Annotated in this window: 23 protein-coding genes and 1 pseudogene; 14 read left to right on the top strand and 10 right to left on the bottom strand. The window is 63.2% G+C overall.

Features of this window, described 5'->3' with window-relative positions; genetic code table 11:
• Positions 1-343: 343 nt before the first annotated feature.
• The 3 genes and pseudogenes from arsB to EKL94_RS06335 form a co-directional block, all read right to left on the bottom strand.
• Entirely contained in the window at positions 344-1,402 is a 1,059-nt protein-coding gene (gene arsB, locus EKL94_RS06325) for an ACR3 family arsenite efflux transporter (protein WP_126928435.1), read from the bottom strand.
• 20 nt (positions 1,403-1,422) lie between these two features.
• Positions 1,423-1,910: pseudogene (locus EKL94_RS06330) on the bottom strand (arsenate reductase ArsC).
• Between the two features lie 24 nt (positions 1,911-1,934).
• Positions 1,935-2,249, bottom strand: coding sequence for an ArsR/SmtB family transcription factor (locus tag EKL94_RS06335; RefSeq protein WP_111150507.1), 315 nt, complete (start codon positions 2,247-2,249; stop codon positions 1,935-1,937).
• Positions 2,250-2,290: 41 nt separating this feature from the next.
• On the opposite strand from EKL94_RS06335, the gene arsH reads away from it, so the two are divergent.
• The 6 genes from arsH to EKL94_RS06360 all read left to right on the top strand — a co-directional run bounded on the left by arsH (position 2,291) and on the right by EKL94_RS06360 (position 6,876).
• Positions 2,291-3,031 (top strand): arsenical resistance protein ArsH, encoded by a 741-nt coding sequence (arsH, locus tag EKL94_RS06340; protein WP_126928436.1) that lies wholly within the window; start codon positions 2,291-2,293, stop codon positions 3,029-3,031.
• Positions 3,028-3,447: an arsenate reductase (glutaredoxin) gene (gene arsC / locus EKL94_RS06345; protein ID WP_126928437.1), complete on the top strand. Its 420-nt coding sequence runs from the start codon at positions 3,028-3,030 to the stop codon at positions 3,445-3,447. Before arsH ends, arsC begins: the two co-directional genes overlap by 4 nt.
• 207 nt (positions 3,448-3,654) lie before the next feature.
• Positions 3,655-3,870, top strand: a complete 216-nt coding sequence (locus EKL94_RS22830; RefSeq protein WP_369333398.1) for a chromate transporter — start codon at positions 3,655-3,657, stop codon at positions 3,868-3,870.
• Positions 3,871-4,140: 270 nt separating this feature from the next.
• Positions 4,141-4,470 carry a hypothetical protein gene (locus tag EKL94_RS22835; RefSeq protein WP_369333399.1) on the top strand — a complete coding sequence of 110 codons (330 nt, stop codon included), beginning with the start codon at positions 4,141-4,143 and terminating at the stop codon, positions 4,468-4,470.
• A 497-nt stretch (positions 4,471-4,967) separates the two neighbouring features.
• Positions 4,968-5,963 (top strand): TIGR02391 family protein, encoded by a 996-nt coding sequence (locus EKL94_RS06355; RefSeq protein ID WP_126928438.1) that lies wholly within the window; start codon positions 4,968-4,970, stop codon positions 5,961-5,963.
• 61 nt (positions 5,964-6,024) lie between these two features.
• Positions 6,025-6,876 carry a hypothetical protein gene (locus tag EKL94_RS06360; RefSeq protein WP_126928439.1) on the top strand — a complete coding sequence of 284 codons (852 nt, stop codon included), beginning with the start codon at positions 6,025-6,027 and terminating at the stop codon, positions 6,874-6,876.
• Between the two features lie 157 nt (positions 6,877-7,033).
• Here EKL94_RS06360 and EKL94_RS06365 read toward each other — a convergent pair whose 3' ends face one another.
• Positions 7,034-7,816: a hypothetical protein gene (locus EKL94_RS06365; RefSeq protein ID WP_126928440.1), complete on the bottom strand. Its 783-nt coding sequence runs from the start codon at positions 7,814-7,816 to the stop codon at positions 7,034-7,036.
• A gap of 112 nt (positions 7,817-7,928) precedes the next feature.
• Positions 7,929-9,017, bottom strand: a complete 1,089-nt coding sequence (locus EKL94_RS06370; RefSeq protein WP_126928441.1) for a site-specific integrase — start codon at positions 9,015-9,017, stop codon at positions 7,929-7,931.
• A gap of 103 nt (positions 9,018-9,120) precedes the next feature.
• Here EKL94_RS06370 and EKL94_RS06375 point away from each other — a divergent pair, with 103 nt between their 5' ends.
• Positions 9,121-9,417 (top strand): DNA-binding protein, encoded by a 297-nt coding sequence (locus EKL94_RS06375; RefSeq protein ID WP_440086012.1) that lies wholly within the window; start codon positions 9,121-9,123, stop codon positions 9,415-9,417.
• A 51-nt stretch (positions 9,418-9,468) separates the two neighbouring features.
• Here EKL94_RS06375 and EKL94_RS06380 read toward each other — a convergent pair whose 3' ends face one another.
• Genes EKL94_RS06380 through EKL94_RS06390 form a run of 3 tightly spaced genes read right to left on the bottom strand, consistent with a single transcriptional unit; the run spans position 9,469 to position 14,167 of the window.
• Positions 9,469-12,462 carry a Tn3 family transposase gene (locus EKL94_RS06380; protein ID WP_057681762.1) on the bottom strand — a complete coding sequence of 998 codons (2,994 nt, stop codon included), beginning with the start codon at positions 12,460-12,462 and terminating at the stop codon, positions 9,469-9,471.
• Between the two features lie 23 nt (positions 12,463-12,485).
• Positions 12,486-13,757 (bottom strand): site-specific integrase, encoded by a 1,272-nt coding sequence (locus EKL94_RS06385; protein WP_081029750.1) that lies wholly within the window; start codon positions 13,755-13,757, stop codon positions 12,486-12,488.
• Entirely contained in the window at positions 13,754-14,167 is a 414-nt protein-coding gene (locus EKL94_RS06390) for a MerR family transcriptional regulator (protein ID WP_014159616.1), read from the bottom strand. Before EKL94_RS06390 ends, EKL94_RS06385 begins: the two co-directional genes overlap by 4 nt.
• A 105-nt stretch (positions 14,168-14,272) precedes the next feature.
• Between EKL94_RS06390 and EKL94_RS06395 the strand changes: the two genes are divergently transcribed.
• Genes EKL94_RS06395 through EKL94_RS06420 form a run of 6 tightly spaced genes read left to right on the top strand, consistent with a single transcriptional unit; the run spans position 14,273 to position 21,005 of the window.
• On the top strand, positions 14,273-14,890 hold the full coding sequence (locus tag EKL94_RS06395; protein ID WP_057681761.1) for a cation efflux transmembrane domain-containing protein: 618 nt from the start codon (positions 14,273-14,275) through the stop codon (positions 14,888-14,890).
• Positions 14,887-15,243, top strand: a complete 357-nt coding sequence (locus EKL94_RS06400; protein WP_057681760.1) for a hypothetical protein — start codon at positions 14,887-14,889, stop codon at positions 15,241-15,243. Before EKL94_RS06395 ends, EKL94_RS06400 begins: the two co-directional genes overlap by 4 nt.
• A gap of 56 nt (positions 15,244-15,299) precedes the next feature.
• A complete protein-coding gene (locus EKL94_RS06405) occupies positions 15,300-16,580 on the top strand; it encodes a TolC family protein (RefSeq protein WP_101364858.1) in 1,281 nt (426 codons plus the stop codon).
• Positions 16,577-17,524: an efflux RND transporter periplasmic adaptor subunit gene (locus tag EKL94_RS06410; RefSeq protein WP_081029748.1), complete on the top strand. Its 948-nt coding sequence runs from the start codon at positions 16,577-16,579 to the stop codon at positions 17,522-17,524. The genes EKL94_RS06405 and EKL94_RS06410 overlap by 4 nt, the downstream gene beginning before the upstream one ends.
• Positions 17,525-17,532: 8 nt before the next feature.
• Positions 17,533-20,730: an efflux RND transporter permease subunit gene (locus EKL94_RS06415; protein ID WP_126928442.1), complete on the top strand. Its 3,198-nt coding sequence runs from the start codon at positions 17,533-17,535 to the stop codon at positions 20,728-20,730.
• Positions 20,727-21,005 (top strand): hypothetical protein, encoded by a 279-nt coding sequence (locus EKL94_RS06420; protein WP_126928443.1) that lies wholly within the window; start codon positions 20,727-20,729, stop codon positions 21,003-21,005. The genes EKL94_RS06415 and EKL94_RS06420 overlap by 4 nt, the downstream gene beginning before the upstream one ends.
• Positions 21,006-21,020: 15 nt before the next feature.
• On the opposite strand, the gene EKL94_RS06425 is transcribed toward EKL94_RS06420, so the two are convergent.
• Entirely contained in the window at positions 21,021-22,118 is a 1,098-nt protein-coding gene (locus EKL94_RS06425) for a UvrD-helicase domain-containing protein (RefSeq protein ID WP_126928444.1), read from the bottom strand.
• Positions 22,096-23,676, bottom strand: coding sequence for an ATP-dependent nuclease (locus EKL94_RS06430; RefSeq protein WP_126928445.1), 1,581 nt, complete (start codon positions 23,674-23,676; stop codon positions 22,096-22,098). Before EKL94_RS06430 ends, EKL94_RS06425 begins: the two co-directional genes overlap by 23 nt.
• 272 nt (positions 23,677-23,948) lie before the next feature.
• Between EKL94_RS06430 and EKL94_RS06435 the strand changes: the two genes are divergently transcribed.
• Positions 23,949-25,001 (top strand): DNA-binding protein, encoded by a 1,053-nt coding sequence (locus EKL94_RS06435; RefSeq protein ID WP_057681750.1) that lies wholly within the window; start codon positions 23,949-23,951, stop codon positions 24,999-25,001.
• Positions 25,002-25,008: the final 7 nt, after the last annotated feature.

The raw sequence follows: 25,008 nt of genomic DNA on the forward strand, positions 1-25,008 counted from the left end.
AAGGCATCCGAAATGAGGGCAGGCTAGCTTCGCTGACCCTGGGCACTTAGACCATTGGCGTAGTCTGTCTCTAAGTCATGGGCCGCTGCAGGCTCAAGGTCAGCCGTGGATTAGGGTTGTTTATCAAGGGTAGGGCGGACGTCCTTCAAACGTACCTGTGGTGCTGACGCAGGAAGTAGCCAGCCGAAAGACCCGACTGACCACATCTGTTCCCCGCCATGTCGACGCAGTCCATCTACGCTCTCTCGCGCCGCCACACCCAGGCGGCGTAGGTGACTGCGGCCCAGCCGGCCGGGCCGGAGCCTAGGATCAGCAATGGAATGTGTCGGGTGGTGCTCATCGCTCAGCGGCTCCCTGCACCAGCAGGAAAGTAGCGCTTGCCCAGCCCCAAGGCCACATGCACCAGCAGGATCAGTACCGGCACTTCCACCAGCGGGCCGATGATGGCGGCGAAGGCGACCGGCGAGGCCAGGCCGAAAGCCGCGATAGCTACCGCGATGGCCAGTTCGAAGTTGTTGCCTGCCGCGGTGAACGCGATCGCAGTGGTGCGCGGATAATCTTTGGCGATCAGCTTGCCCATGAAGAAGCTGATGACGAACTGGATGATGAAGTACAGCGTCAGCGGGATCGCGATGCGCACCGCATCCATGGGAATCCGCAGCACGTCACCGCCTTTGAGACTGAACATCGCCACGATGGTGAACAGCAGTGCGGCGAGCGTTATCGGGCTGATGGTAGGCAGGAACTTCTCTTCATACCACTGCACACCCTTGCGCGCCTTCAGCCATCGACTGGTGAGGAAGCCGGACAAGAACGGGATGCCGAGGTAGATCAAAACCGCTTCTGCGATGGTCCAGACACTGACATCGATGACGCTGCCCTGCAGGCCGAACAGCGGCGGCAACCAAGAAAGGAAGAACCACGCGTAGACGCTGAACAGCGCGATCTGGAAGATCGAGTTGAATGCTACCAAGCCGGCCACGTATTGGCCGTCACCGCGGGCGAGCTGGTTCCACACCAGCACCATGGCGATGCAGCGCGCCAAGCCGATCAGGATCAGGCCGGTCATGTACTCTGGGTAGTCGCGCAGGAACAGCACCGCCAGGCCGAACATCAGGAACGGGCCCACGATCCAGTTCTGTAGCAGCGAGAGCATCAGCACGCGCTTGTCGGCAAAAACCGTGGGCAGTTCCTCGTACTTCACCTTGGCCAGCGGCGGATACATCATCAGAATTAAGCCGATCGCGATCGGAATGTTGGTCGACCCTACGGAAAGACTGTTCAACGCGCTGGGCACGCCCTCGAACAACGCGCCCAGGCCGACGCCGAGCGCCATAGCGGCGAAGATCCAGAGCGTGAGATACCGGTCCAGGAAGGACAGGCGGGAGGTATCAGTAGTCATGGGGGTTTCCGGGAGGACGGTCAGTTGATCTGCGCAATCGGATCAAGCTGGGCCTTGAGGGCTTCACGGTCATCCCATGCCCCGTCAGGAATCTCCAGGAAAGCTTTCAGGCGGGCCTTGATGATCTGATGCGCTCGATCGAATGCTTCAGCCTTCTGTGAATTCGAGTCTTCCACTCCGGCCGAGTCGAAGAAGCCCCAGTGCACGCGCACGAAATCGCCAGACACAACCGGGCACGCTTCGGCGGCCGCGCTGTCGCACACGGTGACAATCAGATCCATGGCAGCAGCACTCGCTTCGGCAAATTCATCCCAGGACTTGCTGCGCAGGCCCTCCACCGGGAAGCCCTCGCGCTGCAACTGAGCAATGGCGAACGGACTGACCCGACCGGCCGGCTGCCTGCACTGAAGGACTGATAGCGGCCTTCGCTCCACTTTTTCAGGGTCGATTCGGCCAACACGCTGCGCGCGGAATTCCCGGTACAAAGAAACAGAACACGACTGGTCATTTTGGCGATCTCTGGGATATGGGGTCAGCAGCCTGCGGGGCGTTCACAGGCCTGTTCGTCGGCACAGCAGTTTTCAGTGAGGTAGGCCACGAGCTCGTTCATCGCCACGAACTCGGCCCGGTAGCAGATGGTCCGACCACGCTGCTCGGCGCTGATCAGTCCCGCAGCCAGCAGTTCCTTCAGGTGGAAGGAGAGCGTGGCGCCAGGCAAAGAGAGGGCTTGGGCAATGTCGCCGGCCAGCTTGCCGGCGCTGCCAGCCTGAACCAGAAGGCGGAAGATCGACAGGCGGGTGGCATGACCCAAAGCTGCCAAGGCGTGGGTTGCGCTCTTATGTTCCATGATTCTAGAATAATCGAATAAAAATGACGGGACAACCCTCCGTGCAGCAGATCCCCAACGTGGTCCCGGGTGCCTTGGACATCCCCTCGGCCGCCAAGCTCAACGATCCGGCCGCCCAGCCACACCGGCCACGCATCCTGATCCTGTACGGATCGCTGCGGCCGCAGTCGTTCAGCCGCAAGCTAGCGCTTGAGGCGCAGCGGCTGTTGGAGCGGCTGGGGGCGGAAACCCGCCTCTTTGATCCACATGAGCTACCGATGCTTGACTCGGCGCCGGCCACTCACCCCAAGGTGCAGGAGTTGCGCCAGGCTTCGCTGTGGTCGGAAGGCCACGTGTGGATCAGCCCGGAACGCCACGGCACCCTGACTGCGGTATTCAAGAACCAGATCGACTGGCTGCCGCTCGAAGAGGGCAGCGTTCGCCCTACGCAGGGTCGCACGCTGGCAGTGATGCAGGTCTGCGGCGGCTCGCAGTCATTCAACGTTGTCAACGCGCTGCGCGTACTCGGCCGTTGGATGCGCATGGTCACGATTCCGAACCAATCCTCGGTGGCCAAGGCCTGGCAGGAGTTCGATGACGACGGTCGAATGAAGCCTTCGGCGTACTACGATCGCGTGGTGGACGTGATGGAGGAACTGATCAAGTTCACCCTTCTGGTGCGCGGGCGTAGTGACTACTTGGTGGACCGCTACAGCGAGCGCAAGGGCGCCGTAGATGCGGCGGCGCTGGCCGCTGCCGCAGGCGTGGTGGAGACCGTTTCGAACCAAAAGGAAAGTGCGTGAACGCCGTCATCTATCACAACCCCAAGTGCGGCACCTCGCGCAACACTTTGGCGCTGATCCGCTTCGCCGGTATCGAGCCTGAAGTGATCGACTACCTGAGCCACCCGCCCAGCCGTGCGCGCCTAGTCGAGCTCATTACGACGGCGGGGCTGACCGTGCGCGATGTCATCCGGCAGAAGGGAACGCCGTATGACGAGCTCGGGCTAGGCGACGCAGCACTGAGCGACGAAGCGCTGCTAGATGCGATGCTGGCGCACCCGATACTCATCAATCGTCCTCTCGTACAAACCGATAGGGGCACTCGTCTGTGCCGGCCTTCTGAAGTGGTGCTAGAGATCCTGCCGCCGCTGCCCAGACCGTTCCGAAAGGAAGATGGAGAGTTGGTGATCGCGCGCGCCGAAAGCTCGACGCCGTGATCCTGTTGCCGGGCTGGGCTCGCCGCCGTTGAGAACCACAGGAGGTCATGCCCCATGTCGACGCTCGATCCGACAACAAGCGACAGCGCGTGGCGCGTCTTCCTTGTATTCCTGCGACTGGGGCCGGCGTCGTTGGCGGCCCGATCGCCCACCTGAGCTACTTCCGCCTCGAGTTCGTCGTACGCCGCCATTGGCTGGCCTCGCCTGTTGGCCGCTTGGGCTGGCTTTACGCTGCCGTCGGCCGTGCTGATGATCCTGTTCGCTTTGGGCGTTGCCAAATGCCAGGACATCGTTGAATCCGGCTGGCTGCAGGGCCTGAAGATCGTGGCAGTTGCCGTGGTGGCCCAAGCAGTGTGGAGAATGGCCCGATCCCTCTGCCCGGACCCTCACCGGGCTGGGATGGCTTTTCTGCAGCTGTGTTGACCTTGTCCATGCCATCGGTCAGCGGCCAGATCGTGGCGATCATCGTCGGCGGACTGCTCGGTCGCTGGATGCTGAAGATCGTGCCCGCGTCCGGCCAAACAGCCGGCGGCTATCCCGTCTCGCGAAGAACCGGCATGGTGGCACTGGTGCTACTGGCGCTGCCGCTCGTTCTGCTGCCCTTGTCGGCGGTGGCTAGCGGCACCTTCCTTGGCCGTGCTGCTGGAGGGTGTGTACCACGCTGGCGCCCAGGTCTTCGGTGGCGGCCATGTCGTGCTGCCGTTGCTGCAGACTGCGGTTGTCCAAAGCGGCATGGTGAGCACCGCGGGTCTGCTCGCCGGGTACGGTGCGGCGCAGGCGGTGCCGGGCCGTCTCTTCTCCTTTGCGGCTTTCCTGAGGCTGTCGCCGAGGGCCGCTACGTGGCTGGACAGGCGGCTTTATGCTGTTGCTGGCCACTTTCCTACCAACCCTTCTTGCGCTCGCGGGGTGGGGTGCGGGCTGCCGTTCTGGGAGTCCCTGCGCCACCACAAGGATCTCCAAGCTTCGTTGCAGGCGTCAATGCCGGAGTGGTCGGCATCCTGCTGGCGACGTTGTACGAGCTGATGTGGACGAGTGCGATCAATGCCGATGGGATGTCGCGATCGCGCTGCTTGCATTTGGGCTACTGGTCGTCGCGCGCTCACCGCCGATCGTGGTGGTGCTGTTGGCCGACATAGCGGGCTAGGCGATAGCGTGATAGTAGCGCCGCTAGGCGGTCAGGACCGATTCGGCAGCGCAACCGAACATCTGCTTCTCGCCGACAGGGTTCATTGCCAAGCGAATGGGACTGGGATGCTGCAGTTCAGTTCTAGGATTAGGAAGATTTATCGAGGGTAGGGTATGCCCGTTTTCGGCCCAGAGCAGACAGCTGATACTGCGAGCACCGGTCAAGTCATCCCAGCAAACGTCAGCTTGCTAGTCGAGCCCGCCCCTCCATAAAATTGAACCGCATCAAGGGTGCAGCGTACCAAAGGATCTCAGGTGCTGAAGCAATTTCTAGCTGACTATTCTTCAAGCCGAATCCCATTCTCGGCACGGCTTAACTCAGGCGGCGGTGACATATGGTAATTGCCGAGAACCACGACGGACATGTTTACAACTGGATCATGTTTGAGCGTGAAACAATCGAATTTGTGCTGCGCGCTATTGACTTCTATGTATCACTACTTGGCGATGAGTCGCGCGAGCTTGCGGAGGACCCGGATCTCGCGAGCTTGATCACAGACGATACGCGCAGAGAACTTGGTCTTGGGCGTGATAAGGAGCGAGCAAACCGTCTTAGGCAATGGATCAAGAGCAAATCGGAAGAGAGCGGCGATTCCTACCATGTAGACATCTCCATGAGCCATGGTACTGTCCGCTTCATCAAGGCGGTCAGCCTTCTTTACCTTGCAAAGCTAAAGACGAAAAGAAACAGGCTGGCCAGTCGGCCCAATGTAACGACTTCGACTCTTTCGGCATTGGACCGTGAAATATCCAGGAAAGAAGAGCTCTTCTCTTCCTCTGGTGTGTTTAAGAACGCGTCTCCTGTTCAACTACTTGCGGAGTACGGCGAAGCACCCGGAGCCGAGGAAGCGGTGACCCCGCCGCAGCCTAATGAAGAAATCGCCCTCCTTACCGCGTCGAGGCCACGCCCGGTGCTCGTCGGCTCCATCGAAATTCTGGATCATGAGCTGAGGAGGCGGTGCTTGGACCTGTTCAACCAGTTCCAGGAAGCGGGCCAATCCGAGCGCAATGATACAGTCGTCTCAGAAGCATCACGCATTCTGGAAAGCCGCCTTCGAGCAGTGACGGGATGTACCGATGGGAGCACTGGCAAGCAACTGGTCACTCTTGCATTTAATGCTCAGAAGGCTAAGTTGCGGGTTAGCTCCGTGCCGTCGGAGCAAGAGGCCGCGCAACTTCTCTTTATGGGCACCTTTGGCTTCATCCGGAACCAGGTTCAGCACAAACTCTTGGGCAGCCTTCCTGCCGAGCGTACACTGCAGATACTTGGTTGGATTGACTATCTTTTGGCAGTCATAGAGCAGGCGGAACGAGTCGCAGATTCTCCCTAACAACCGAACAGCCAGCAGGGCGACGAAGAAAGCCATCATGTAAACAATGAGAGAATAGGCTGTGGCCATTTCGTTCTACTTCGACGGCGATGACGTGGTGTGGACCCAACGGCTTGAACGACCAGCCGTCTACTTGGACACCTTCGCCATTCGCGAGATCGCGGACAGCGACAAGCTGTCGGCGCGCTTCGCCCAGGCGTTGAAGTCAAGCGGTGGCACTTGGCTCTTGGCCTCTCTCTCCATGGGAGAGTTCGCCCGTTTCAAGGACCCCCGCCACGTACAGTGCGCCGAGAGGTTACTCGCCCAAGTGGTTCCCCATATACAGCTCTTCATATCCGAGCCAAGCGTGAGGATGGGAATGCCGGGCGAGACGGATTTGGCCAGGCGCTCACTGCCCCGCGCCGACGAGCGTCACATGGACTACTTTTCGCGCCGCTGGGCTAGAGAGCAGGCCTTCGCAGAAACGTTTCAGGGAATGTTCCAGCTGGTCCAAGAGCGTCGGGAGGAGATGACGGCTACGTTGGACGGCATTGCCTCTCAGCTAGTGGCGTCGCTGTTCCATCACCGGCGGGTAGAAGCCTACCGACGCAAAGCTAAAGCGTCGCGGCCAAACGATGGACGAACCCGCCGGCAGGTCATTATGGGCGATCTACTGCGGGAGTTGGTGCTAGACACCAACGCATCCATCTCCAACAACGATGCGCTGGACCTGATGCACGCCGTGGATGCCGTGGACCACTGCGACTTGGTTTTGCTTGACAAGGCATGGCAGCGGCGCGTCGACGCGCTGCGTCGACGTATTGCTCAATCGGGGGTTGAGATGCCGGTCGCCGCCTGCTTCTCGAAGAGCAATGATGGGATTGGACGATTTCTGGATTCAATCGAAAGGTGGACGGAGCATGATGGCGTGTAATCCGCGGACAAATGGAGTACTGCGGAGGCACCGGTCATGTGGCTTTGGGTCGGCAGGCTCTCTTCAGGGATTGCGAAGCTATTGCGGAGCGACTGTCGCAAGCCAAGCCGGTGAAGGACATCGAGACCACGAGGGTAGGGGTGAGCAAGTGATCGACTCATTGTTTATGTGGATGACTTTTGCTAGCGCTCTTCCCTTTGGGCTGCCCACGGCCAATGGAAGTTACTTGTACCGACTCTACAATTCGGAAGTCAAAATTATCACCATTGGCAGCACGAATAAGCAGCAAATGAGACCCGCTAATTGCTCTCAGTAGCCGCCAGGTCTGATCTTGCGAGTTCTCAAAATGGACGATGGCGAGGGACTGGGCTCGCGAATCTATGATGGCTCGAGTTCTAATATTTGCTGCGGCGGGTGTAGCAACTAGCGCGAGTGCGCCCATGGAGAGTACAAACGTCCATGCGCCTAACTTGCGACCGAGCGAATCCCTCAGCTTTCTGAGATATATGAGTCCTCCCATTAGCGCGGATATCAAGGCCAGAACAAAGGCGCAGAAGCTCCAGTAAGAGGTATATTCATTCATCCACTTGCTGACCGCCAGGTGGATTGCATACGTTGCTATGGCTAATAGCGCCAGTGCTCCCGCCACCCTTATGGGTGGAACCGGCAAGGGGTCTCCGTGGAGCACTAGGCTGGCAAGAGTTGTGGCAAGCAATGCGGCCACGACTGCCGGAGTCTGGGCAATGGTCGTTATATCGAATAGATCCACCGCCCACACCGCGCGGAGATCGGTAAAGTAAAATGTCAGATATGCGTATCCCAGTAGATAGGAGTAGGCATATATGACAGCAAGACCCCCGGCTAACGACGCAAAACGAGCGGCCATCCATTCCGCCGAAGATTGCCGCGATCCACTCGCTTTGCTCTGCTCAATGCTCATAAGGTGCCTTTGCTGGGGTCTTCCGCCACGCTATTGTAGAGTTGAGGCTAGCTTTATGAAGGCGTACGGAAGCTGGGGATAGCTCTAAACTCAGACACCCCCTCCACCCTCACTAGTCATCTTCCAATAGACGTGCAGCGGGATTTGTTGCCGCGCCGCCAGCCTGGAAGTATCCGACAACACTCGATATCGATCGGTGCTCGGTCAGCTGCATGATCGCGGGCAGCGCCACGCCCTGGCGGCTGGCTTCGGTCACGAACCCGGACCTGAGGCTATGCCCGCCAAACTCCCCCTCCAGACCAGCCAGGCGCGCCCGCCGCTGCACGATCTCACCCACCGCAGCAGGGGACAGGGCAGGGCCGACGCGCTGCTTCCACAGCCGCCTGAAGATGGCCCCCTCGGTGACGCCTGAGACCTCCAACCAGTCCTGGAGGGCGAGGGCGGCCCTATCGAGCACCGGCTTATCCGGGGTCGAGGTGGCCGTAACCCCAGCCTGCTGGGTCTTGCTGTGCTCCAGCCGGTAGATATAGCCCGCCTCGCCAATCCGGCGCAGGTCGCGAAGGTCGGCCGCGGCGATCTCGCTGCGCCGGCGGCCGCCACTAGCGAACCCGAAGCAGAGTAAGGCGCGATCCCGAATTCCGTCCAGGCTGTTGTCGCAGGTGGCCAACATGGCCTCCAGCTCGGCCAGGGTAATCGCAGTCTTTTTGCGTGGGCGCTCGCCGCGCTTGACCGCGGCCCGCGCGGCGCGACTGAGCACGGTGCGGATCGCCGGCTGCTCGCAGGGATTGGTGGCTTGCTTGAGCCGGTGTGCGGTGGATAGCACAGCAACGCGATGCCGCACGGTAGCCAGCGTCCAAGGCCCAAGTTTGGCTTTCAGGCCGGCCGCCACCAAGGCCTGATCGACGGCCGGAGGCAGTTCCCAGGCCAATTCGCCGTCAGCCGACCGGCGCTGTACGTGGTCGACCACGAACTGCAGCACGGTGGCTTCGGGTACCGGCAAGGCCAACTCGATGCCGTAGCGCGCCGCATGCCAGCCGGCCCAGTAGCGCAGAGCGCTGCTGTAGCTGCGGGTAGTGTTCTCGGCCGCGGCTTCGGCCAGCAACTCGCGGACCGCATCGGCAGCCTGCTGGGCCAGTTGTTCGGGCAGCACCAAGCTGGTGGCAGTCGCCGCGAGCACAGGAATAGTAGAATTATCTTTCATACTATGTAATGTATACTACGAATCGGAGCAGATACCCGCGATAATCATCACTTATCGCGAGTACGTTATCAGCAGAGTAGGGTGCCAGTACAGGAGACTTCGCATGGCCCGCGGCATCACCGAAACTGACGTCCATACCGCCGCTGACGAGTTGGTCGCCAAGGGCGAACGCCCAACCGTAGAGCGGATCCGGGCTCACTTGGGGACAGGCTCGCCGAACACGGTGACCCGCTGGCTGGAAACATGGTGGAATCGACTTGGCACGCGCCTGCAGCCAGCGCGTCCGGATCTGGAAGATGCGCCAGCGATGTTGGTAGAACTCGCCGGGCAATGGTGGGAGTTGGCGCTGAAGCAGAGGGTCGGCAGGGAATCGTTACGTACAGGGCCAAAAGCCACCTAAGCGATTGAAACGCAATGATAATCACCTTGTCCCGGTAGCGGATCTCCCCATCTATGGGGCGTGCTCAAGGACTTTGGCGGTATAGCTCAGCGGCGCTACTTCCCTTTCAAGATCCAAGTGGTAATCGCCGAAGCGATTGATGTGGCTGGTCCGATAAGGCGACAGGCCGGCCAGGATCTCGGGCGTCAGTTCAATCCCCTCCTTCCGCATCTCAGCCAAGGTCCGGCTCATGCCTTCTACGTTGTGGAGGATGATCATGTTGGCGACCAGCTGGCTGTACTTGATGATCTTGCGCTGCTCGTGTTGGACGTTCTCAGCAATGATCCCCTGGCTGCCAAAGAACACCCATTTTACGAAGCCGTTGTACTCCTCGCTCTTGTTGGTCGCAGCATGGATCGTTTTCCGAATCTCGTTGTCATCGATGTAGCGCAGCAAGAACAGCGTTCGGACGGCCTTGCCAAGTTCCCGGAAGGCGAAGTACAGCTTGTTCTTCCGGCTGTAGGTGCCCAGCCGGCGCAGGATCGAGGACGCGGTGATCTTCCCCAAACGGATTGAGATCACGACCCGCAGCATGTCGTGGAGATGGGTCGCGATCAGTTGCCAGTCGATGCTGTCTCCGAACAATGCCTGGATGTTCTTATAGGTTCTGCCAGGTTCGGGCCGGAAGAATGTCAGATCCTTGATGTTTCGTATCCTGGGCATCAGCTGGATGCCCAGCATGTGGGCCAAACCGAAGACCGGGTAGCTTTGGGCCTGCGTGTCGCCATGGACGATCTCAGGCTGGATGTCGGAAGTGTTGGCCAGCAGGCCGTCGAGGATGTAGATGCCCTCGTGCACGCCACAGGGAATGAAGTGGCTGAACAGTGCCACGTATTTGTCGGACACGTGGTAGTAGCCAATGCCGCCGTAGCCGCCGTAGCGGATGTGGTACTCCGACAACAGGTTGTCCTCGTAGACGCTCCATTTGGTGCCATCTGCGGAGGCGCTCTTCCCGCTGCCCCAATAGCCCGGCAGGTCGAATTTGTTGTAGGTATTGATGACCTCCACGATGGCCTTCTCAAGCACATCCTCGGTCACGTATTTCAGGTTCAGCCAAGCAACCTGGCGCCGGCTGAAGCCCTTGATCGACCGCGCCGTCTGCGTCGGCCCCAGGTTGCAGCCATAGCAAAACAGCGTGGTGATCACCCGTCGAGGGAGATCTTCAACCTGGCTCTCGGTGCCGGCGATCGGACGGAAGAATCGGTGCAGATCCAGCCATCGGCTGGCGTCGATCAGGACATCGACGATGCTGGATTCCGGGAGCCGTTCGGCGATGAGGCGATCCACGGTGGTAATCGCGCTGGAGACTTCGGCGCGTTGCCCCTTCCGCAGCACCAGGCGCCCCTCCAGGATGTCCGCATGCACGTTCTCCGGGAAACGCGCGTCGACCTCGTCGGCCAGGGAGGTCAATTGTGCGCGTAACCCTGCCACGAACGACTCGGCGTCGGTGGGCAGGCCTGACACCTGACCATAGGCTTCCAGCTCCTGGGCCAAGGTGGCTTCATCGACCAGCTGCTCGCGGTAGTCATCAAACCGTTCGCTGCTGGGAATGAAGAGATCTCCGGACTTCAGCTCGTCTTTGACCTGCACCAGCACGGCCAGCTCGAAGTACTTACGGTGCATCCAGCCGGCGCCTGCCGCGCTGGCCCGCTTGCCAAACACGTGCTGACGCCAGAGCTTGGACATCCAGTCAAAATCCTTCTCCGGGTCCAGGCCGAGGGAAGCAACCTCGATCAACTCACGCCGTTGGTTGCGCAGTGACAGCACGGCCGCGATCAACGGCTCCATGCCGGCGTCGTGGCTGGTTGCCCGTAGATTCATCAGCTCCAGCCCATTGAACAGCAGCGGCCTGACCGCGCCGTAGGGCTGCAGCATGAAAGGCAGGTAGTTTTTCCCTGCATAGGCCATATGTTCTTCGCATTCGGCCAGCAAGGTCGATACTTCCGCTTCCAGGCTGTTGTCGATGGCATCCACGCGCTGACTATCGCTGCCGTCGAGCTGATAGGCCTGCAGGATTTCCTTGAGCTGGCCGATGAGGAAGTCGGCCCGCTTGGCATGTTCGAGCTGGTAGGCCAGCAGCTTCTGCTGGGCCGTGTTCTCCAGCCCGCGCACCTGCTTGATGAACAACTCGGCTGCATCATCCAGCGTCTTGGCATGCTGGGCGCGAATGAAGATGGTGGCCAGCGCATAGCGCTTGTCCGGAGCCAATTCGGCCAGCTCGCTGGCGTCATAGGCCCGAGCCATTGCACGGAATTGCTTGAGCTTGGGCACCGGCACATCGATGGGAGGCAGCTGGTCGGCCAGCTGCTGCAGCATGCGGATGTGCTGCAGATAAAAACGAACTTCCTTGTTGGTCGGCCGGCCAGGCTCGCGCTTGAGTGAGTGCCAGCCAGTAAATCTGGAGCCTTCCGGTGCGCGCAGCAATTCGTCAATGAGCGTGCGCGTTGCGGGCGTCAGCGCGTGACTGATGCTGCGGTAGTACCCCAGATTGACCCTCTCACGCGCGCCAATGGCGGCCAGCTCCAGGGTGCGGAAGCCTGGCAGTTCGTAGCGGTGGTGCACCAGCTCTTCGAGCAGGACGTTCACGATGTCCGGGATGGTGTGCTTGGTCTGGGCTGCTCCGGTGGCCACCGTGTCCAGCCAGGCCAAGCCTGATTTGTCCAAGGGACGTACCCCAATGAACTTCCGAAGCTGCGGCATATGCCGGCGCTGGCTGCCGGAGGCGTCGTAGCGTTCGAGCTGGTCGGTGTCCAATACGCGCCCGAGTCGGGCGGCCTTGGCGATGTGCTTCCGGATCCGCTCGGGCACTTCGGCCAACACCGTGAAGTAACCCAGGCGCTGGAAGAGCTTGAGATGAATCAGTACCGCCAGCTGCGGTCCCGGCTGGGTGGTCAGCTGCTTGGCGAATGCAATCTCAGCGGCGGTCGGAGTGTAGATCTCCTCCAGTTCCTTGGCGGTGGGATCAGGCTTCAGTCGCGGGTAGGCGGTCTCGTGAAGGGTAGCCATTGGATCCGAAGGTTATGAGGGGATCAATCCCAGTGCCGGCCATCGTCTGTATTGAGAGACGCTTCCAGGAAACACTGGTGCGTATCGGCCATGCGGTGCATGTCATCGAGCAACGTGGCCAGGATTTCATCCAGATCCCGGTCGGGATCGGTGGGAGCTGTCAACCGGTACTCGCTGCTGGCGGTGTTCAGCCGCACAGCCTGGAACGGGGCCAAGCAGATCTCTTCGATTCGCCCCCGGGCCTTGGCCGCGCCGCGGCCGGCGCGGGCAAACGGGGTCAGCACCATGCGCAGGCGCAGCTGCAGGGCAGATTTTCCCTCGGGCGCCGGCAGCGCCATCGTCGGAGCTGGCGAGGTTGGGCTGGGCAGGCTCGCTTCAATGCGATCCCGGGCGAACGGGTCACGCCCGTCCAGATAACGCATGGCCGACTGCACATCGCGCCAGCCCACGTACTCCATCAGCGCCTTCATGTCCCAGCCTTGGTCGTTGGCCCAGCTGGCAAAGCCGCGGCGCAGCGAATGGCTGCTGTGGAGCCCAGCATCGGCAAAACCAGCACTGGCCAGCAACTCACGCAGCAGGCGCACCAAGCTGTTGGGATGCAGGCCTTCGGCGCTCACCTGGCCCCATTGGCTGACCGCCCGAAATACCGGCCCTTCTTGCAGGCCGGCCGCCTGCAGCCACACCTGGGTCGCCTCCACCGGACACAATCGCGACAACGCCGGCACCTTGTAGGTGACGCCGGCCGCCTGCCGATCGCCCTTGCTGCGCGGAAGGAAGCAGGTCATCCCCTGTCCCGGCACCAGCGTGAGATGGGCCACGTCCAGACGCAGCAGTTCATCGCCGCGGAAGCCACGCCAGAATCCGAGCAGCACCAACGCTCGGTCCCGTTGGTGGCGCAGCGCCGCCGCTCCGTCGCCCCGCGCCTGTGCCGCAGCGATCGCTGCAGCCAACCAGTCATCGAGTTCGACCAGCCGCCGAATCTGGAGCGGCGCGGCTTGCTTGACCTGGCCCGGGTGCAGGGTTTTGATGCCTTTGAGCACCTTGCGCACCAGCGGCGACCGGGTCGGGTCGACAAAGCCGTGGTCGCGGTGCCAGGAGGCAATGGCGGCCAGCCGGTGGCGAAGGGTGCTGGTGGCCAAGGTCTGCGCATAGGCGGCCAGGTACCGCGCCACGCTGTCAGGTGTGGCTGGGAGGTGGCCTTGCCACTCAACCTCAAAGTGCCGCAGCGCCGACGCATAGCTGCGCACCGTGTTCTGGCGCGTGGCCGCATCGAGGTAGCGGTCCAGTTCGGTCACTGGCGCGTGGCCTCCACCGAGGCCGGCTGTCGCAGCGTTGACAGGATGGTGCATTCTGCCCGCTGACCGCCGTGGCAACTGGCAATCACCCGTTCCAGCTCGCTGGCCATGCGCTGAAGGTCAGCCATGCGCGCCCGCACGTCGGTCAGATGGCTGCGGGCCAGCCGATCCACGTCCCCGCACGAAAGCTCCTCATCGCCGGCCAGCTGCAGCAGGCTGCGGACCTCTTCCAGACTGAAACCCAGATCCCGGCCACGCGCAATGAAGCGCAGCCGCTCGATGTCGGCCGGGCCATAGACCCGGTACCCATTGCCTGAGCGCCCAGGGCGCGGCAATAGGCCGATCCGCTCGTAATAGCGGATGGTCTCCAGATGGCACCCGCTGGCGTCGGCAGCCTCACTGATTTTCATTCGTAGTACGCTTGACTCCGTAGTAGCTACGGACTTTACCCTCACCGGCTGTGTCATGCCAGCGGCCCGCCCGGGCCCGGCTTCCCTGCGAATGGAGATGTTCCGATGAGTGATTGCGGCTGCCACCACGAGGCTAAGAACGCGCAGGAGCGGCGCGTCCTCTGGATCGCCCTGGCGTTGAACGCGGCGATGGCCGTGATCGGCGGCATCGCCGGCTGGGTTGCTCATTCCACTGGCCTACTGGCCGACGCTCTGGACATGCTGTCCGATGCCACCGCCTATGCCATTGGCTTGGTCGCTATCGGGCGCACGGCGCGCTTCAAGGCCAATGCCGCGTGGGTCAGCGGCAGCGTGCTGCTTGTGCTGGGTGTGGGCGTGTTGGTCGAGGTCGGCCGCCGCGTAATGTTCGGTGCCGAGCCGGTCAGCGGCTGGATGATTGGCACCGCCCTGCTGTCGCTGGTGGTAAACGTGACGGTACTGCGCATGCTGGCGCCGCTGAAGTCCGGCGAGGTGCATCTGCGGGCGACCTGGCTGTTCACCCGGGCTGATGTGGTCGCCAATGTTGGCGTAATCCTGGCGGGCCTCCTGGTGTGGTGGCTGGCCAGCCCGTACCCAGATTTCGTGATCGGCGCCCTGATCGGCCTGTATGTGATCAAGGAAGCCTTCGAGATCTTGGGTGATGCCCGCCGGGCACGTGCCGACGCGCGCAAGACGGCTGCATGACCAGGCTTGGCCGGCTGGGTTCTGGCCTGCGCTGGCTCCTGCTGGCGCACTTGGCCGTGGGCCTGGTGGCGCAGCCGGTGCTGGCACTGGTCGGCGAGCTGCATGCCCAGACCCATCTGGCCGCTGCCGACCGTGGCCCGGCAGTGGCGCCACCAGCTGCCGAGCGTGGCGTAGACGTCGCCCTGCATCGGCTTCAGCAGCTGGTGCTGTGTTGCAGCCAAGCCGCGCCGGCCCCTGAGATCCTGCTGGCCGTGGCGGACATCGGCCGGTATTTGCACGCGCTGGACGCCGATACGCCCCGGTATCCGCCCGCGCACCTGATCGCGCCGTTCCGACCGCCGATCGCAGGGTGAGGTCGGCTGGCATGCGCCGGCGCCCTGTCGATATCGAGAACCTTCGGAGTACTTCCATGCATGTGCGATTGGCGGCTATAGCCGCATGGCTGCTGTTGGGCGGCGCGGTGACGACGCCGGCGGCGGCGGCCGAATTGATGACTTTGGACGACGCGTTCGCGCGTGTGGCCCAAACCCACCCCGAGCTGCGCCTGGTCGATGCGCGGGCCACCGTGCTCGCTGCCGAGCGCGATCAGGCCATGCAGCGCCCACCGTGGACGGTCGGTGCCGAGGTCGAAAATGCATTGGGCACGGGCGTGGCCCGTGGTCTGGACAGCGCCGAGCTGACCTTGAGCCTGAGCTCGGTCCTGGAGCGCGGCGGCAAGCTCGATGCGCGCCGAACCCTGGCCCAAAGCCGGATTGATGCGCTGGCCGTGCACCGGGAGACCGGCCGGCTGGACCTGCTCGCCGAGACGGCGCAGCGCTATCTGGCCGTCGTTGGCGCCGACCGTCAACGCCGGCTGGCGGACGTGGATGTCGGCCAGCGCCAGCGGACCGTGGCGGCCGCCCGGCAGCGCCTGCAGGCCGGTGCTTCGCCCGAATCGGTGGTACTCACCGCGCAGGCAGCGCTGGCGCGGGCCGAGCTGACCCGTGATCGGGCCGATCAGCAGCGAATCGCCGCTCGTCAGCATCTGGCCGCACTGTGGGGCGAACGTGCTCCCAGCTTCGAGGTGGCCGCGGCCGATCCCAGGGTCTTGCCGGCGATCGCGTCCATGCAGACGTTGGCCGAGGAGCTGGAGCGGACTCCGGAACTGGCGCAGTTTGCCGACGCCCGTCGGATCGCGCAGGCACGACTGCAGCTGGCGCGTTCGGCGGCCTCGTCGGACCTGTCCTGGCAGCTCGGTGTGCGCCGCCTGCAGGAGTCCGACGACACCGCGTTGGTGGCCAGCCTGTCCATGCCGCTGGGCAGCCGTAGCCGCGCGCAGCCGGAAATCCGCGCCGGCGAAGCCGAGCTGGAAGTCCTGACGATCGAGCGCGAGGCCAAGGGCCTGTCGCTGTATTCCACCTTGGTCGAGGCCCATGGCCGCTACACCGTGGCGCAGGCCGAAGTGGCACGGCTGCAAGGCGACGTGCTGCCGAAGCTGGCCCGGGCTGAGCAGGCCGCCGAGCGCGCCTATCGAGCCGGCGCGATCAGCTACCTGGAATGGGCCCAGTTGCAGTCCGAACGCACGGCCATGGCCCAGCAGCAGCTGGACGTGGCGCTCGATGCGCAGCGCGCCCTGATCGAAATTCAACGACTGACCGGCCAGGCGCTTGTCACGCCGCCGGCGGCCGCTTCCACCGGAGAGACCCCATGAATCGCTTTTCCTGGACCGCACTGGGCATGGCCCTGATGCTGGCCGCCTGCAACGCGTCGACCCCCAACGAAGCCTCCGAGGGCGGCGCCGCCGCTGAGGGCGAAGAGCACGGCGAGCACGAGGAAGCGCCGCTGGAAACCAAGATTGCCGCCAAAGCTGCGCAGGCGGCGGGTATCCAGGTCGCGCCGGCGGGTCCAGGTGAGATTGCTGACGAGCATGAGGTGCAAGGGCTGCTGACCCCGATCGATGGGCGCATCGCGCAGGTCACTGCACGCTTCCCCGGACCGGTCCGTTCTGTGCGAGCGGGCGTGGGTGATCAGGTGCGTGCCGGCCAGGCACTGGCCACCGTGGAGAGCAACCTGAGCCTGACTACCTACACCGTCACCGCGCCGATCAGTGGCGTGGTCATGGCGCGTACGGCCGCTGTGGGCATGGCAGCCGCTGAGGGCGCGCCGCTGTTCGAGGTCGCCGACCTGTCCTCGCTGTGGGTGGACCTGCACATCTTCGGCGCCGACGCCCAGCACATCGGTGCCGGCGTACCGGTGACGGTCACCCGCTTGAGCGATGACGTCACGGCGCAAACCACGCTGGAGCGCGTCCTGCCCGGCACCGCCACCGCCAGCCAAAGCACCATTGCGCGCGCCACCGTGGCCAACACCGATGGCCTGTGGCGGCCGGGTTCGGCGGTCAAGGCGCGGGTCACGGTGGATCGCCAATCGGCGGCGCTGGTGGTGCCGATCACTGCGCTGCAGACCGCAGAGGACCAGGACGTGGTCTACGTGCAGCAGGGCGAGACCTACCACACCCGGCCGGTGAAGCTGGGGCGCCGCGACGCCGAACGCGCCGAAGTGCTGGAAGGGCTCAAGGCCGGTGAACAGGTGGTGGTGGCTCAGAGCTTCCTGATCAAGGCCGACATCGAAAAGTCCACCGTGGAAGAGGAATGAGGCCCGCCATGCTCGAACGCCTCATTGGGCTGTCCATCCGCCACCGCTGGTTGACGCTGGTGCTCACCGCTGCGCTGGTTGCGCTGGGCGTGTGGAGCTACCGTCACCTCTCCATCGACGCCACGCCGGACATCACCAATGTCCAGGTCCAGATCAACACCCAGGCCCCTGGCTACTCGCCGCTGGAGGCCGAGCAACGGGTCACCTTCGCCATCGAAACGGCGATGGCCGGCCTGCCCAAACTGGACTACAGCCGCTCGCTGTCGCGCTACGGGCTTTCGCAGGTCACCGTCGTCTTCAAGGACGGCACCGACCTGTACTTTGCCCGCCAGCAGGTGGCCGAGCGCCTGCAGCAGATCGCCTCCCAGCTGCCCGAAGGGTTGGACCCGGAAATGGGACCCATCTCCACCGGGCTGGGCGAGATCTTCATGTACACCGTGGAGGCCGAGCCCAACGCTCGCAAGCCCGACGGCACCCCGTACACGGCCACTGACCTGCGCACCCTGCAGGACTGGGTGATCCGGCCGCAGCTGCGCACTACGCCCGGCGTTACCGAGGTCAACACCATCGGCGGCTTCGAGCGGCAGATCCACATCACTCCCGATCCGGCCCAGTTGGTGGCGCTGGGCTTCACGTTGAACGACGTGGTCGCGGCGGTGATGCGCAACAACCAGAACATTGGCGCCGGTTACATCGAGCGCAATGGACAGCAGTTCCTCGTGCGCGTTCCCGGCCAGCTGGCCAATGTGGAGGCGATCGGCAACATCGTGCTGGACCGCCGCGATGGCGTGCCCATCCGCGTTCGCGATGTCGCCGGCGTGGGCGAAGGCAAGGAGCTGCGCACGGGCGCGGCCACCCAGAACGGCCATGAGGTCGTGGTCGGCACCGCCTTCATGCTGTTTGGCGCCAACAGCCGGGAGGTCTCCCAGGCGGCCGCGGCCAAGCTGGACGCCGCCAACGCCAGCTTGCCTGCTGGCGTGCATGCCAAGGCCGTCTATGACCGCACCGCGCTGGTGGACCGCACCATCGGCACGGTGTCCAAGAACCTGATCGAGGGCGCGCTGCTGGTGGTGGTGGTGCTGTTCCTGCTGCTGGGCAATGTGCGCGCCTCGTTGATCACCGCGGCGGTGATCCCGTTGGCGATGCTGTTCACCATCATAGGCATGGTGCGTGGCGGCGTGTCGGGCAACCTGATGAGCCTGGGCGCGCTGGACTTCGGCCTGATCGTGGACGGGGCGGTGATCATCATCGAGAACTGTCTGCGCCGGTTCGGGGAGGCGCAGCACACGCTGGGCCGCCAGCTCAACGATGAAGAGCGCTATGACCTGACCGCCTCGGCCACGGCGGAGGTGATCCGTCCCAGCCTGTTTGGCTTGGGCATCATCGCCGCAGTCTACCTGCCGATCTTCGCGCTGTCCGGGGTGGAAGGAAAAATGTTCCACCCGATGGCGATCACGGTGGTACTGGCCCTGACCGGTGCCATGGTGTTGTCGCTGACCTTTGTGCCGGCAGCGATCGCCACCTTCCTGCGCGGCCGCGTGGCCGAGCACGACAATCGCCTGATGCGCTGGTCGCGGGCCCGCTATACGCCGCTGCTGGATTGGGCCCTGCGTCGGCGCGTGGTGGTGCTGGCCGGCGCAGCCGTGCTGGTGGTGGGCTGTGGCGTACTGGCCACCCGCTTGGGCTCGGAGTTCGTGCCGAGCCTGGATGAGGGCGACATCACCTTGCAGCCCATGCGTATTCCCGGCACCAGCCTGGAGCAGTCGGTGGCCATGCAGGAAACGCTGGAGAAGCGCTTGGCCCAGTTCCCGGAGGTGGCCAATATCTTCTCCAAGATCGGCACCGCAGAGGTGGCCACCGACCCGATGCCGCCATCGATGGCCGACACCTTCCTGATGCTCAAGCCCCGCGACCAGTGGCCCGATCCGCGCAAGCCCAAGGCCGAGTTGGTGGAAGAGCTGGAGGAGGCGGCCAAGGAAATCCCGGGTAGCAACTACGAGTTCACCCAGCCCATCCAGATGCGCACCAACGAGCTGATCTCCGGCGTCCGTTCGGACGTGGCGGTCAAGGTCTACGGCGACAATCTGGACCAGCTGACGCGCCTGGCCAGTCGGGTCGAGCGGGTCATGCGTAGCGTGCCCGGCGCCGAAGACGTCAAGGCCGAACAGGTCTCGGGCCTGCCTCTGTTGACCATCACGCCAGATCCGGCGGCATTGGCACGGTATGGCCTGAACCCGGGCGATGTGCAGGAAACGGTGGCCACCGCCATTGGGGGCAGTGTCGCCGGCCAATTGATCGAAGGCGACCGTCGCTTCGACCTGGTCGTGCGCCTGCCCGAATCGCAGCGCCAAGACCCGGCCGTGCTGGCAGATCTGCCCATTCCGCTGCCGGCAAGCACCAGCGTCGATGAGTCCAGCCGTCTGGCCGCCGGTGCCAATGGCGGGCCTCGTACGGTGCCCCTGCGGGAACTGGCGAAGATCCAGGTGGAGCGCGGGCCCAATCAGATCAATCGCGAGAACGGCAAGCGGCGGGTGGTGATCACTGCCAACGTGCGCGAACGCGATCTGGGCGGGTTCGTCGGCGAGTTGCGCACGCGCATCGGCCAGGATGTCACGCTTCCAGAGGGCTACTGGATCGATTACGGCGGCACCTTTGAGCAGCTGATCTCGGCCACCCAACGCCTCGGCGTTGTCGTTCCGGTGACGTTGGCGTTGATCTTCGCACTGCTGTTCATGGCCTTCGGTTCGGCCAAGGATGCGACCATCGTGTTCAGTGGTGTGCCACTGGCGCTGACCGGCGGTGTGCTGGCACTGGCTCTGCGCGGGATTCCGCTGTCGATCTCGGCCGGCGTGGGGTTCATCGCACTGTCGGGCGTGGCCGTACTCAACGGCCTGGTCATGATCGCGTTCATTCGCCGCTTGCGCGAACAGGGTGATCCGCTGGACCAGGCGGTACGCGACGGCGCCCTTGGACGCCTGCGGCCGGTGCTGATGACCGCCTTGGTAGCCTCGCTGGGCTTCCTGCCCATGGCCTTGAATGTTGGTGCTGGTTCGGAAGTGCAGCGACCGCTGGCCACTGTCGTCATCGGCGGTATCGTCTCATCCACCGCATTGACCTTGTTGGTGCTGCCGGTGCTCTACCGTTGGCTGCATCGCGACCGAGCGCCCCGCGCCGGTAGCACTGCTTTGGAGTCTTCGACACCATGAGCGAGATCAACCTGGAACAGGTCCGTGCGGCGATGTTTACCGACCCCGGGGTGAAAGCGGTGGACGACTTGCGTCTGGTCCCCGCCGGTGAGCATGGCCGTGCGATCGCGGCCACCATCACTGTCGCGGCGCCCGCAGTCGACCTGGACCTGGTGCATGCTGTGATTGCCCAGGTCCTGGCCGATCAATTCGGCATCGATCAGGTCATGCTGTGCTTCAACGACCCGGGCCCGGTGCCGCCGCCGCCCACCGCGGCACCCTTGAAGAAGATGTGATCGCAGCCACTGGCTCTATGCGTCTGCGCTAGCAGGCGCATAGACCTGATGACCCGGCAGCGCACATGGGCCGGCATACACAAAAGCCACGCTTTGCCGCGCCCGAGTGAAGGCCACGTAGTACTTCGGTGGCGCGGTGATACGCGCTGGATCGGCCGTGCGCAGGTACTGCGTCAACGGCCCGTTCGGAAAGATGAGGACTCGACTGTAGGTGCGGCCCTTGCACTGCCCAAAGTTCACTGCCGGTAGTCCGTCGCACTCCTGGCGCCGGTCATGCCGGAGCACGGTGGGGGCAAACTCCTGCATGTACGCAGCAACGTCGCCGGGGGCGACAAGGTAGATGCCATCGTGTCCGGTGACCTCGCCATTGCCTGATTGGGTGCGGGGCATCTGCGGATAGAGCGTGTCAGCCATATCGCACAGGGCCTGGACGCAGCGCAGACTGATGAGGCGGTGATCCAGCTGGCATAAGCCGTCCGACTCCCAGATCTGAAACAGCGCTGCCAGATTGGGCCCGCGATACTGGCTGTGCCTTAGCGCATAGTTGGTGGCATACGTCGCCTGGCGCGTATCACCCACCAACGTGATGGCGATATCGCTCTTCAACAGCCGCTCGACCAGATCCAGATCAAAGCCGGCCAGGTCCTGAACTTCGTCGATGTAGAGCTCGTCGTACATGGCCGCCAGGCGTGCGATGACCTGACCTTGGGTCAGCTCATCGCAGCGCACAGCAAAGTCGGCGGCCCGGTCCGAATACATCCGGTTACCTGCCAGGTAGTGGCGCGCCACCTGGGTGCGCGGGGCCCGGTTGTTGGTGACACCGTCTACGAACAGGATGGTCTCGATGCGAGGCTCAGGGCACAGTGCCGCCTGGTACGGGCGGATGCACTCGCGCAGCAGAAAGCCATACCAGCTGTGCAAGGTGACATGCGCGGGGACCGCGCCGGCGTGGACCTCAAACGAGCGCCGGATCTCTTCCAGGTTTTCCAGCGTGTAGGTGACAATCGCGATGCGACGCCCAGGTCGCTCCAAGGCCTGCCGGACCAGCAGCGTGGTCTTGCCCGAGCCTGCCGCTGAGAGCAGTACCCGGTTAGGCGATGGCACGCTGGACATAGTCCGGGAACCTGATCGAGTGAGGGCTGTTGAAGATCGCCAGGGCCGTATCGGTCTTATGGCCTTTCATGTACTTGAGCAGCGCCACCTCATCGGCGAAGGTCTTGCCCAGCACGGTGTTGAGCTCAGCCAGCGAATTGGCTTTGATCAGCTGCTCTTCCAGCGATGGGGCGCTTTCATCGGAATCGTAGTAGATCGCGGTGAGGTGCTCGGCATAGCGTTCCTGTACAACCGCGATGTCGCCATCGTTGTCGGTGATCACCTTGGCCTGAATTTTCAGCCGATCCGCAATCTGCAAGAAGCGTTTGAATGCCAGCGACTTGACCGAGATGATGTCCACGCCATGGGCCATCGGCGCCACGCCGTGGTGGTCGCTGTAGGCACGCTGCACGATCAGCTCATCAGACGGGCCTTCCACCAGGATCGCCTGCTTGGCCAGGATCAACCGCAGCGTGTCGTGGCCTGGCAGCTTCATGAAATAGTCGTGCGTATCGCTCGGCAGCTGGTCCAACTTCATCTGGCCCTGCGCGCTGAACAGGATCACGTTGTCCACGCCCAGCTTGTTCAACACGAAGCTGCTGTGGGTGGCGATGATCACCTGCTGGGCGGTGGAGAGGGCCGCAATCTTGTCGATCAGCTGGGTCATGCTGGAGAAGGACAGATGGTTCTCCGGCTCCTCGATCAGCAGCACGTGGGCCGCGCCGGCCGCGTGCATCGCTAGTTTCATCTTCACCGCGCTTTGCTCGCCCTTGCCGGCCTGGGTGAAGGGGAGCTCATCCAGGTAAGGTGACAAGCTGGTTTCCCACGTTGAGCGCGGCGATGTGTCCACACCCACCGTCAGTGCCCGGTGGCTGATGTCCCCGGTGTGCTCGGTGAGGTAGGCATTGATTGCCGCTACATCCGCTTCTTCGGAAAAGCTCTGCCGCATGCGGCGGAAGCTCAACGACAGCGAGACGCGCTGCGCAGGCGTCAGGGCCTGTTCGATGATGCCGGCGATATAGCGATCGGCACCGGACAGCGTCTTGATGCCGTGCGTGTCGATGATGGTCGAGTCGAACGGAATACTGCGAGCGGTGACGCCATTGTTGGCGAAGGAATACCAGCGCACCGTGTAGTACTCCACCGGCAGGCTGACCGCACCCTGGTGCTGCTGCAGGTAGGCGTTGAACTCCTCGCGGTAATCGTCGTTGAGTTCGACCAGCAGCCGGATGCCGGCGGTATCCAGCCGCAGCGAGTTGTTGGTACCGCGCAGCGACGCCAGCGCAGCGTCGCCTCCCAGATACGCTTCGATGGAGATCCGCGGTGGCGATGCCGGCGTACCCGCGGCAAGCGCTCCCAAGTACTCCTGCACCGTGGGCTGGTGGAACAGGTAGGGCGTGAGCTCGTAGGCGAGATTGCGCCCATGCAGCTGGCCGGTGACCACCGCGTGGATGGCCTCCAGCAGGGTGGACTTGCCGACCTCGTTGTCGCCCACCACCAGGTTCATGTGGGCGTTGAGGGGCAGGTCCAGATGGCGAAACGACTTGAAGTTGTCGATGACGATACGTTCGATCGGCATGCACAGTCCTTTGATGGCCAACGGGCTCGGTGGCGGAGCCTGCCTACGCCCTGGCTGGCTTCCTTCCGCTCTGGGCCATACTACCCAGCGATCGCCGCCCTTGGGCGGTTTCGTACTGTTTTGGCGGCTGGAAATGGCCGAAACGCCTGTTACGCGGGATAATTCAATATTATCCCGCTTGATGTTTGGGTCGCTGGCTCGGCCTTCTTTGGCGTTGAGTAGTACGTAATTACATGGTATGTAATACATTACGAAATAACCGGAGAGGACGCATGGCTCGGTCTGGCTTGTACAAAAGCGATGTGCAACGTGCCCGGGACAGCCTCCGGGCCGAAGGCAAGAACCCCTCGGTAGACGCCGTCCGCGTGGCGCTGGGCAACACGGGGTCCAAAACCACCATCCACCGCTACCTGAAGGAGCTGGAAGAGGAGGACGGGCAAGGCGTAGGCGCCAAGATTGCCGTCAGCGACGCCCTGCAGGACCTGGTGGCTCGTCTGGCCGAGCGGCTGCACGCCGAGGCCGAAACCGTGGTCGCTCAAGCGCAAGAGCGGTTCCAGGCCGAGCTGCACGAGCGCACCCAAGCCTTGGAGCAGGCCCGGCAGGACACCGGCAATCTCAGCGCGCAGCTTCAGCGCACCGAGACGCTGCTACAGACAGAACGCCAGGCGAGTGAAGTGGCCAGGGGCGAAGTGGCCAGCCGCACCACCGAACTGGCCCAGCTGGAGGAGCGCATTGCCGGCCTCACGGCGCGGCTGGCAGAGCACGAAAGCCACGCGCGCTCCCTGGAGCAGAAGCATGAGCATGCCAGGGAAGCCCTTGAGCACTACCGCACATCGGTCAAAGACCAGCGCGAGCAGGAGCAACGCCGGCACGAGCACCAAGTGCAGGAACTACAGGTCGGCCTGCGCCAGGCCAACGAGGCATTGACCGCCAAGAACCATGATCTTGTGCAGCTCAACCGGGAAAACGGCCAGTGGCTGGAGCGTCATACTCGACTGGAAAAGGAGGTGGCGCAGCTGCGTCAGACCATCCAGACGCAACAGGGCGAGCTCGATACGCTGCGCCTGACGGCGGCCGAACACCAGGCGGTGCAGGTGCGCTGGGGCCAAGACGCTCAGAGTTTGGACACCGCTCGGCAAGACCTCGCACAAGCCAGAACCGAGCTGGCCCAGGAGCGCGAACGACGCGAGCAGGCCGAGGCGGAAACGCTGCGCGCAACCGTGCGCCTGAGCACCTTGGAGCCGCTGTTGGCCCAGCTACAGCCGGCCAGTGCCGGCGGCAAAGGCGCCAAGCGGATCTCATCGGAAGAGACGCCGGCGCCATAGCCTGCGA

The sequence above is a fragment of the Stenotrophomonas maltophilia genome, assembly GCF_003970865.1.
GTDB lineage: Bacteria > Pseudomonadota > Gammaproteobacteria > Xanthomonadales > Xanthomonadaceae > Stenotrophomonas > Stenotrophomonas maltophilia_AR.

Excerpts from the sequence above, each read along its gene's own strand:
- EKL94_RS06375 (WP_440086012.1), top strand. The coding sequence starts at position 9,121 with ATGGCCCGCGGCATCACCGAAACTGACGTCCATACCGCCGCTGACGAG.
- EKL94_RS06395 (WP_057681761.1), top strand. The coding sequence starts at position 14,273 with ATGAGTGATTGCGGCTGCCACCACGAGGCTAAGAACGCGCAGGAGCGG.
- EKL94_RS06335 (WP_111150507.1), bottom strand. The coding sequence starts at position 2,249 with ATGGAACATAAGAGCGCAACCCACGCCTTGGCAGCTTTGGGTCATGCC.
- EKL94_RS06370 (WP_126928441.1), bottom strand. The coding sequence starts at position 9,017 with ATGAAAGATAATTCTACTATTCCTGTGCTCGCGGCGACTGCCACCAGC.
- EKL94_RS06435 (WP_057681750.1), top strand. The coding sequence starts at position 23,949 with ATGGCTCGGTCTGGCTTGTACAAAAGCGATGTGCAACGTGCCCGGGAC.
- EKL94_RS06410 (WP_081029748.1), top strand. The coding sequence starts at position 16,577 with ATGAATCGCTTTTCCTGGACCGCACTGGGCATGGCCCTGATGCTGGCC.
- EKL94_RS06355 (WP_126928438.1), top strand. The coding sequence starts at position 4,968 with ATGGTAATTGCCGAGAACCACGACGGACATGTTTACAACTGGATCATG.
- EKL94_RS06390 (WP_014159616.1), bottom strand. The coding sequence starts at position 14,167 with ATGAAAATCAGTGAGGCTGCCGACGCCAGCGGGTGCCATCTGGAGACC.
- EKL94_RS06380 (WP_057681762.1), bottom strand. The coding sequence starts at position 12,462 with ATGGCTACCCTTCACGAGACCGCCTACCCGCGACTGAAGCCTGATCCC.
- EKL94_RS06405 (WP_101364858.1), top strand. The coding sequence starts at position 15,300 with ATGCATGTGCGATTGGCGGCTATAGCCGCATGGCTGCTGTTGGGCGGC.
- EKL94_RS06425 (WP_126928444.1), bottom strand. The coding sequence starts at position 22,118 with ATGTCCAGCGTGCCATCGCCTAACCGGGTACTGCTCTCAGCGGCAGGC.
- arsB (WP_126928435.1), bottom strand. The coding sequence starts at position 1,402 with ATGACTACTGATACCTCCCGCCTGTCCTTCCTGGACCGGTATCTCACG.
- EKL94_RS06365 (WP_126928440.1), bottom strand. The coding sequence starts at position 7,816 with ATGAGCATTGAGCAGAGCAAAGCGAGTGGATCGCGGCAATCTTCGGCG.
- EKL94_RS06415 (WP_126928442.1), top strand. The coding sequence starts at position 17,533 with ATGCTCGAACGCCTCATTGGGCTGTCCATCCGCCACCGCTGGTTGACG.
- EKL94_RS06400 (WP_057681760.1), top strand. The coding sequence starts at position 14,887 with ATGACCAGGCTTGGCCGGCTGGGTTCTGGCCTGCGCTGGCTCCTGCTG.
- EKL94_RS06430 (WP_126928445.1), bottom strand. The coding sequence starts at position 23,676 with ATGCCGATCGAACGTATCGTCATCGACAACTTCAAGTCGTTTCGCCAT.
- EKL94_RS06420 (WP_126928443.1), top strand. The coding sequence starts at position 20,727 with ATGAGCGAGATCAACCTGGAACAGGTCCGTGCGGCGATGTTTACCGAC.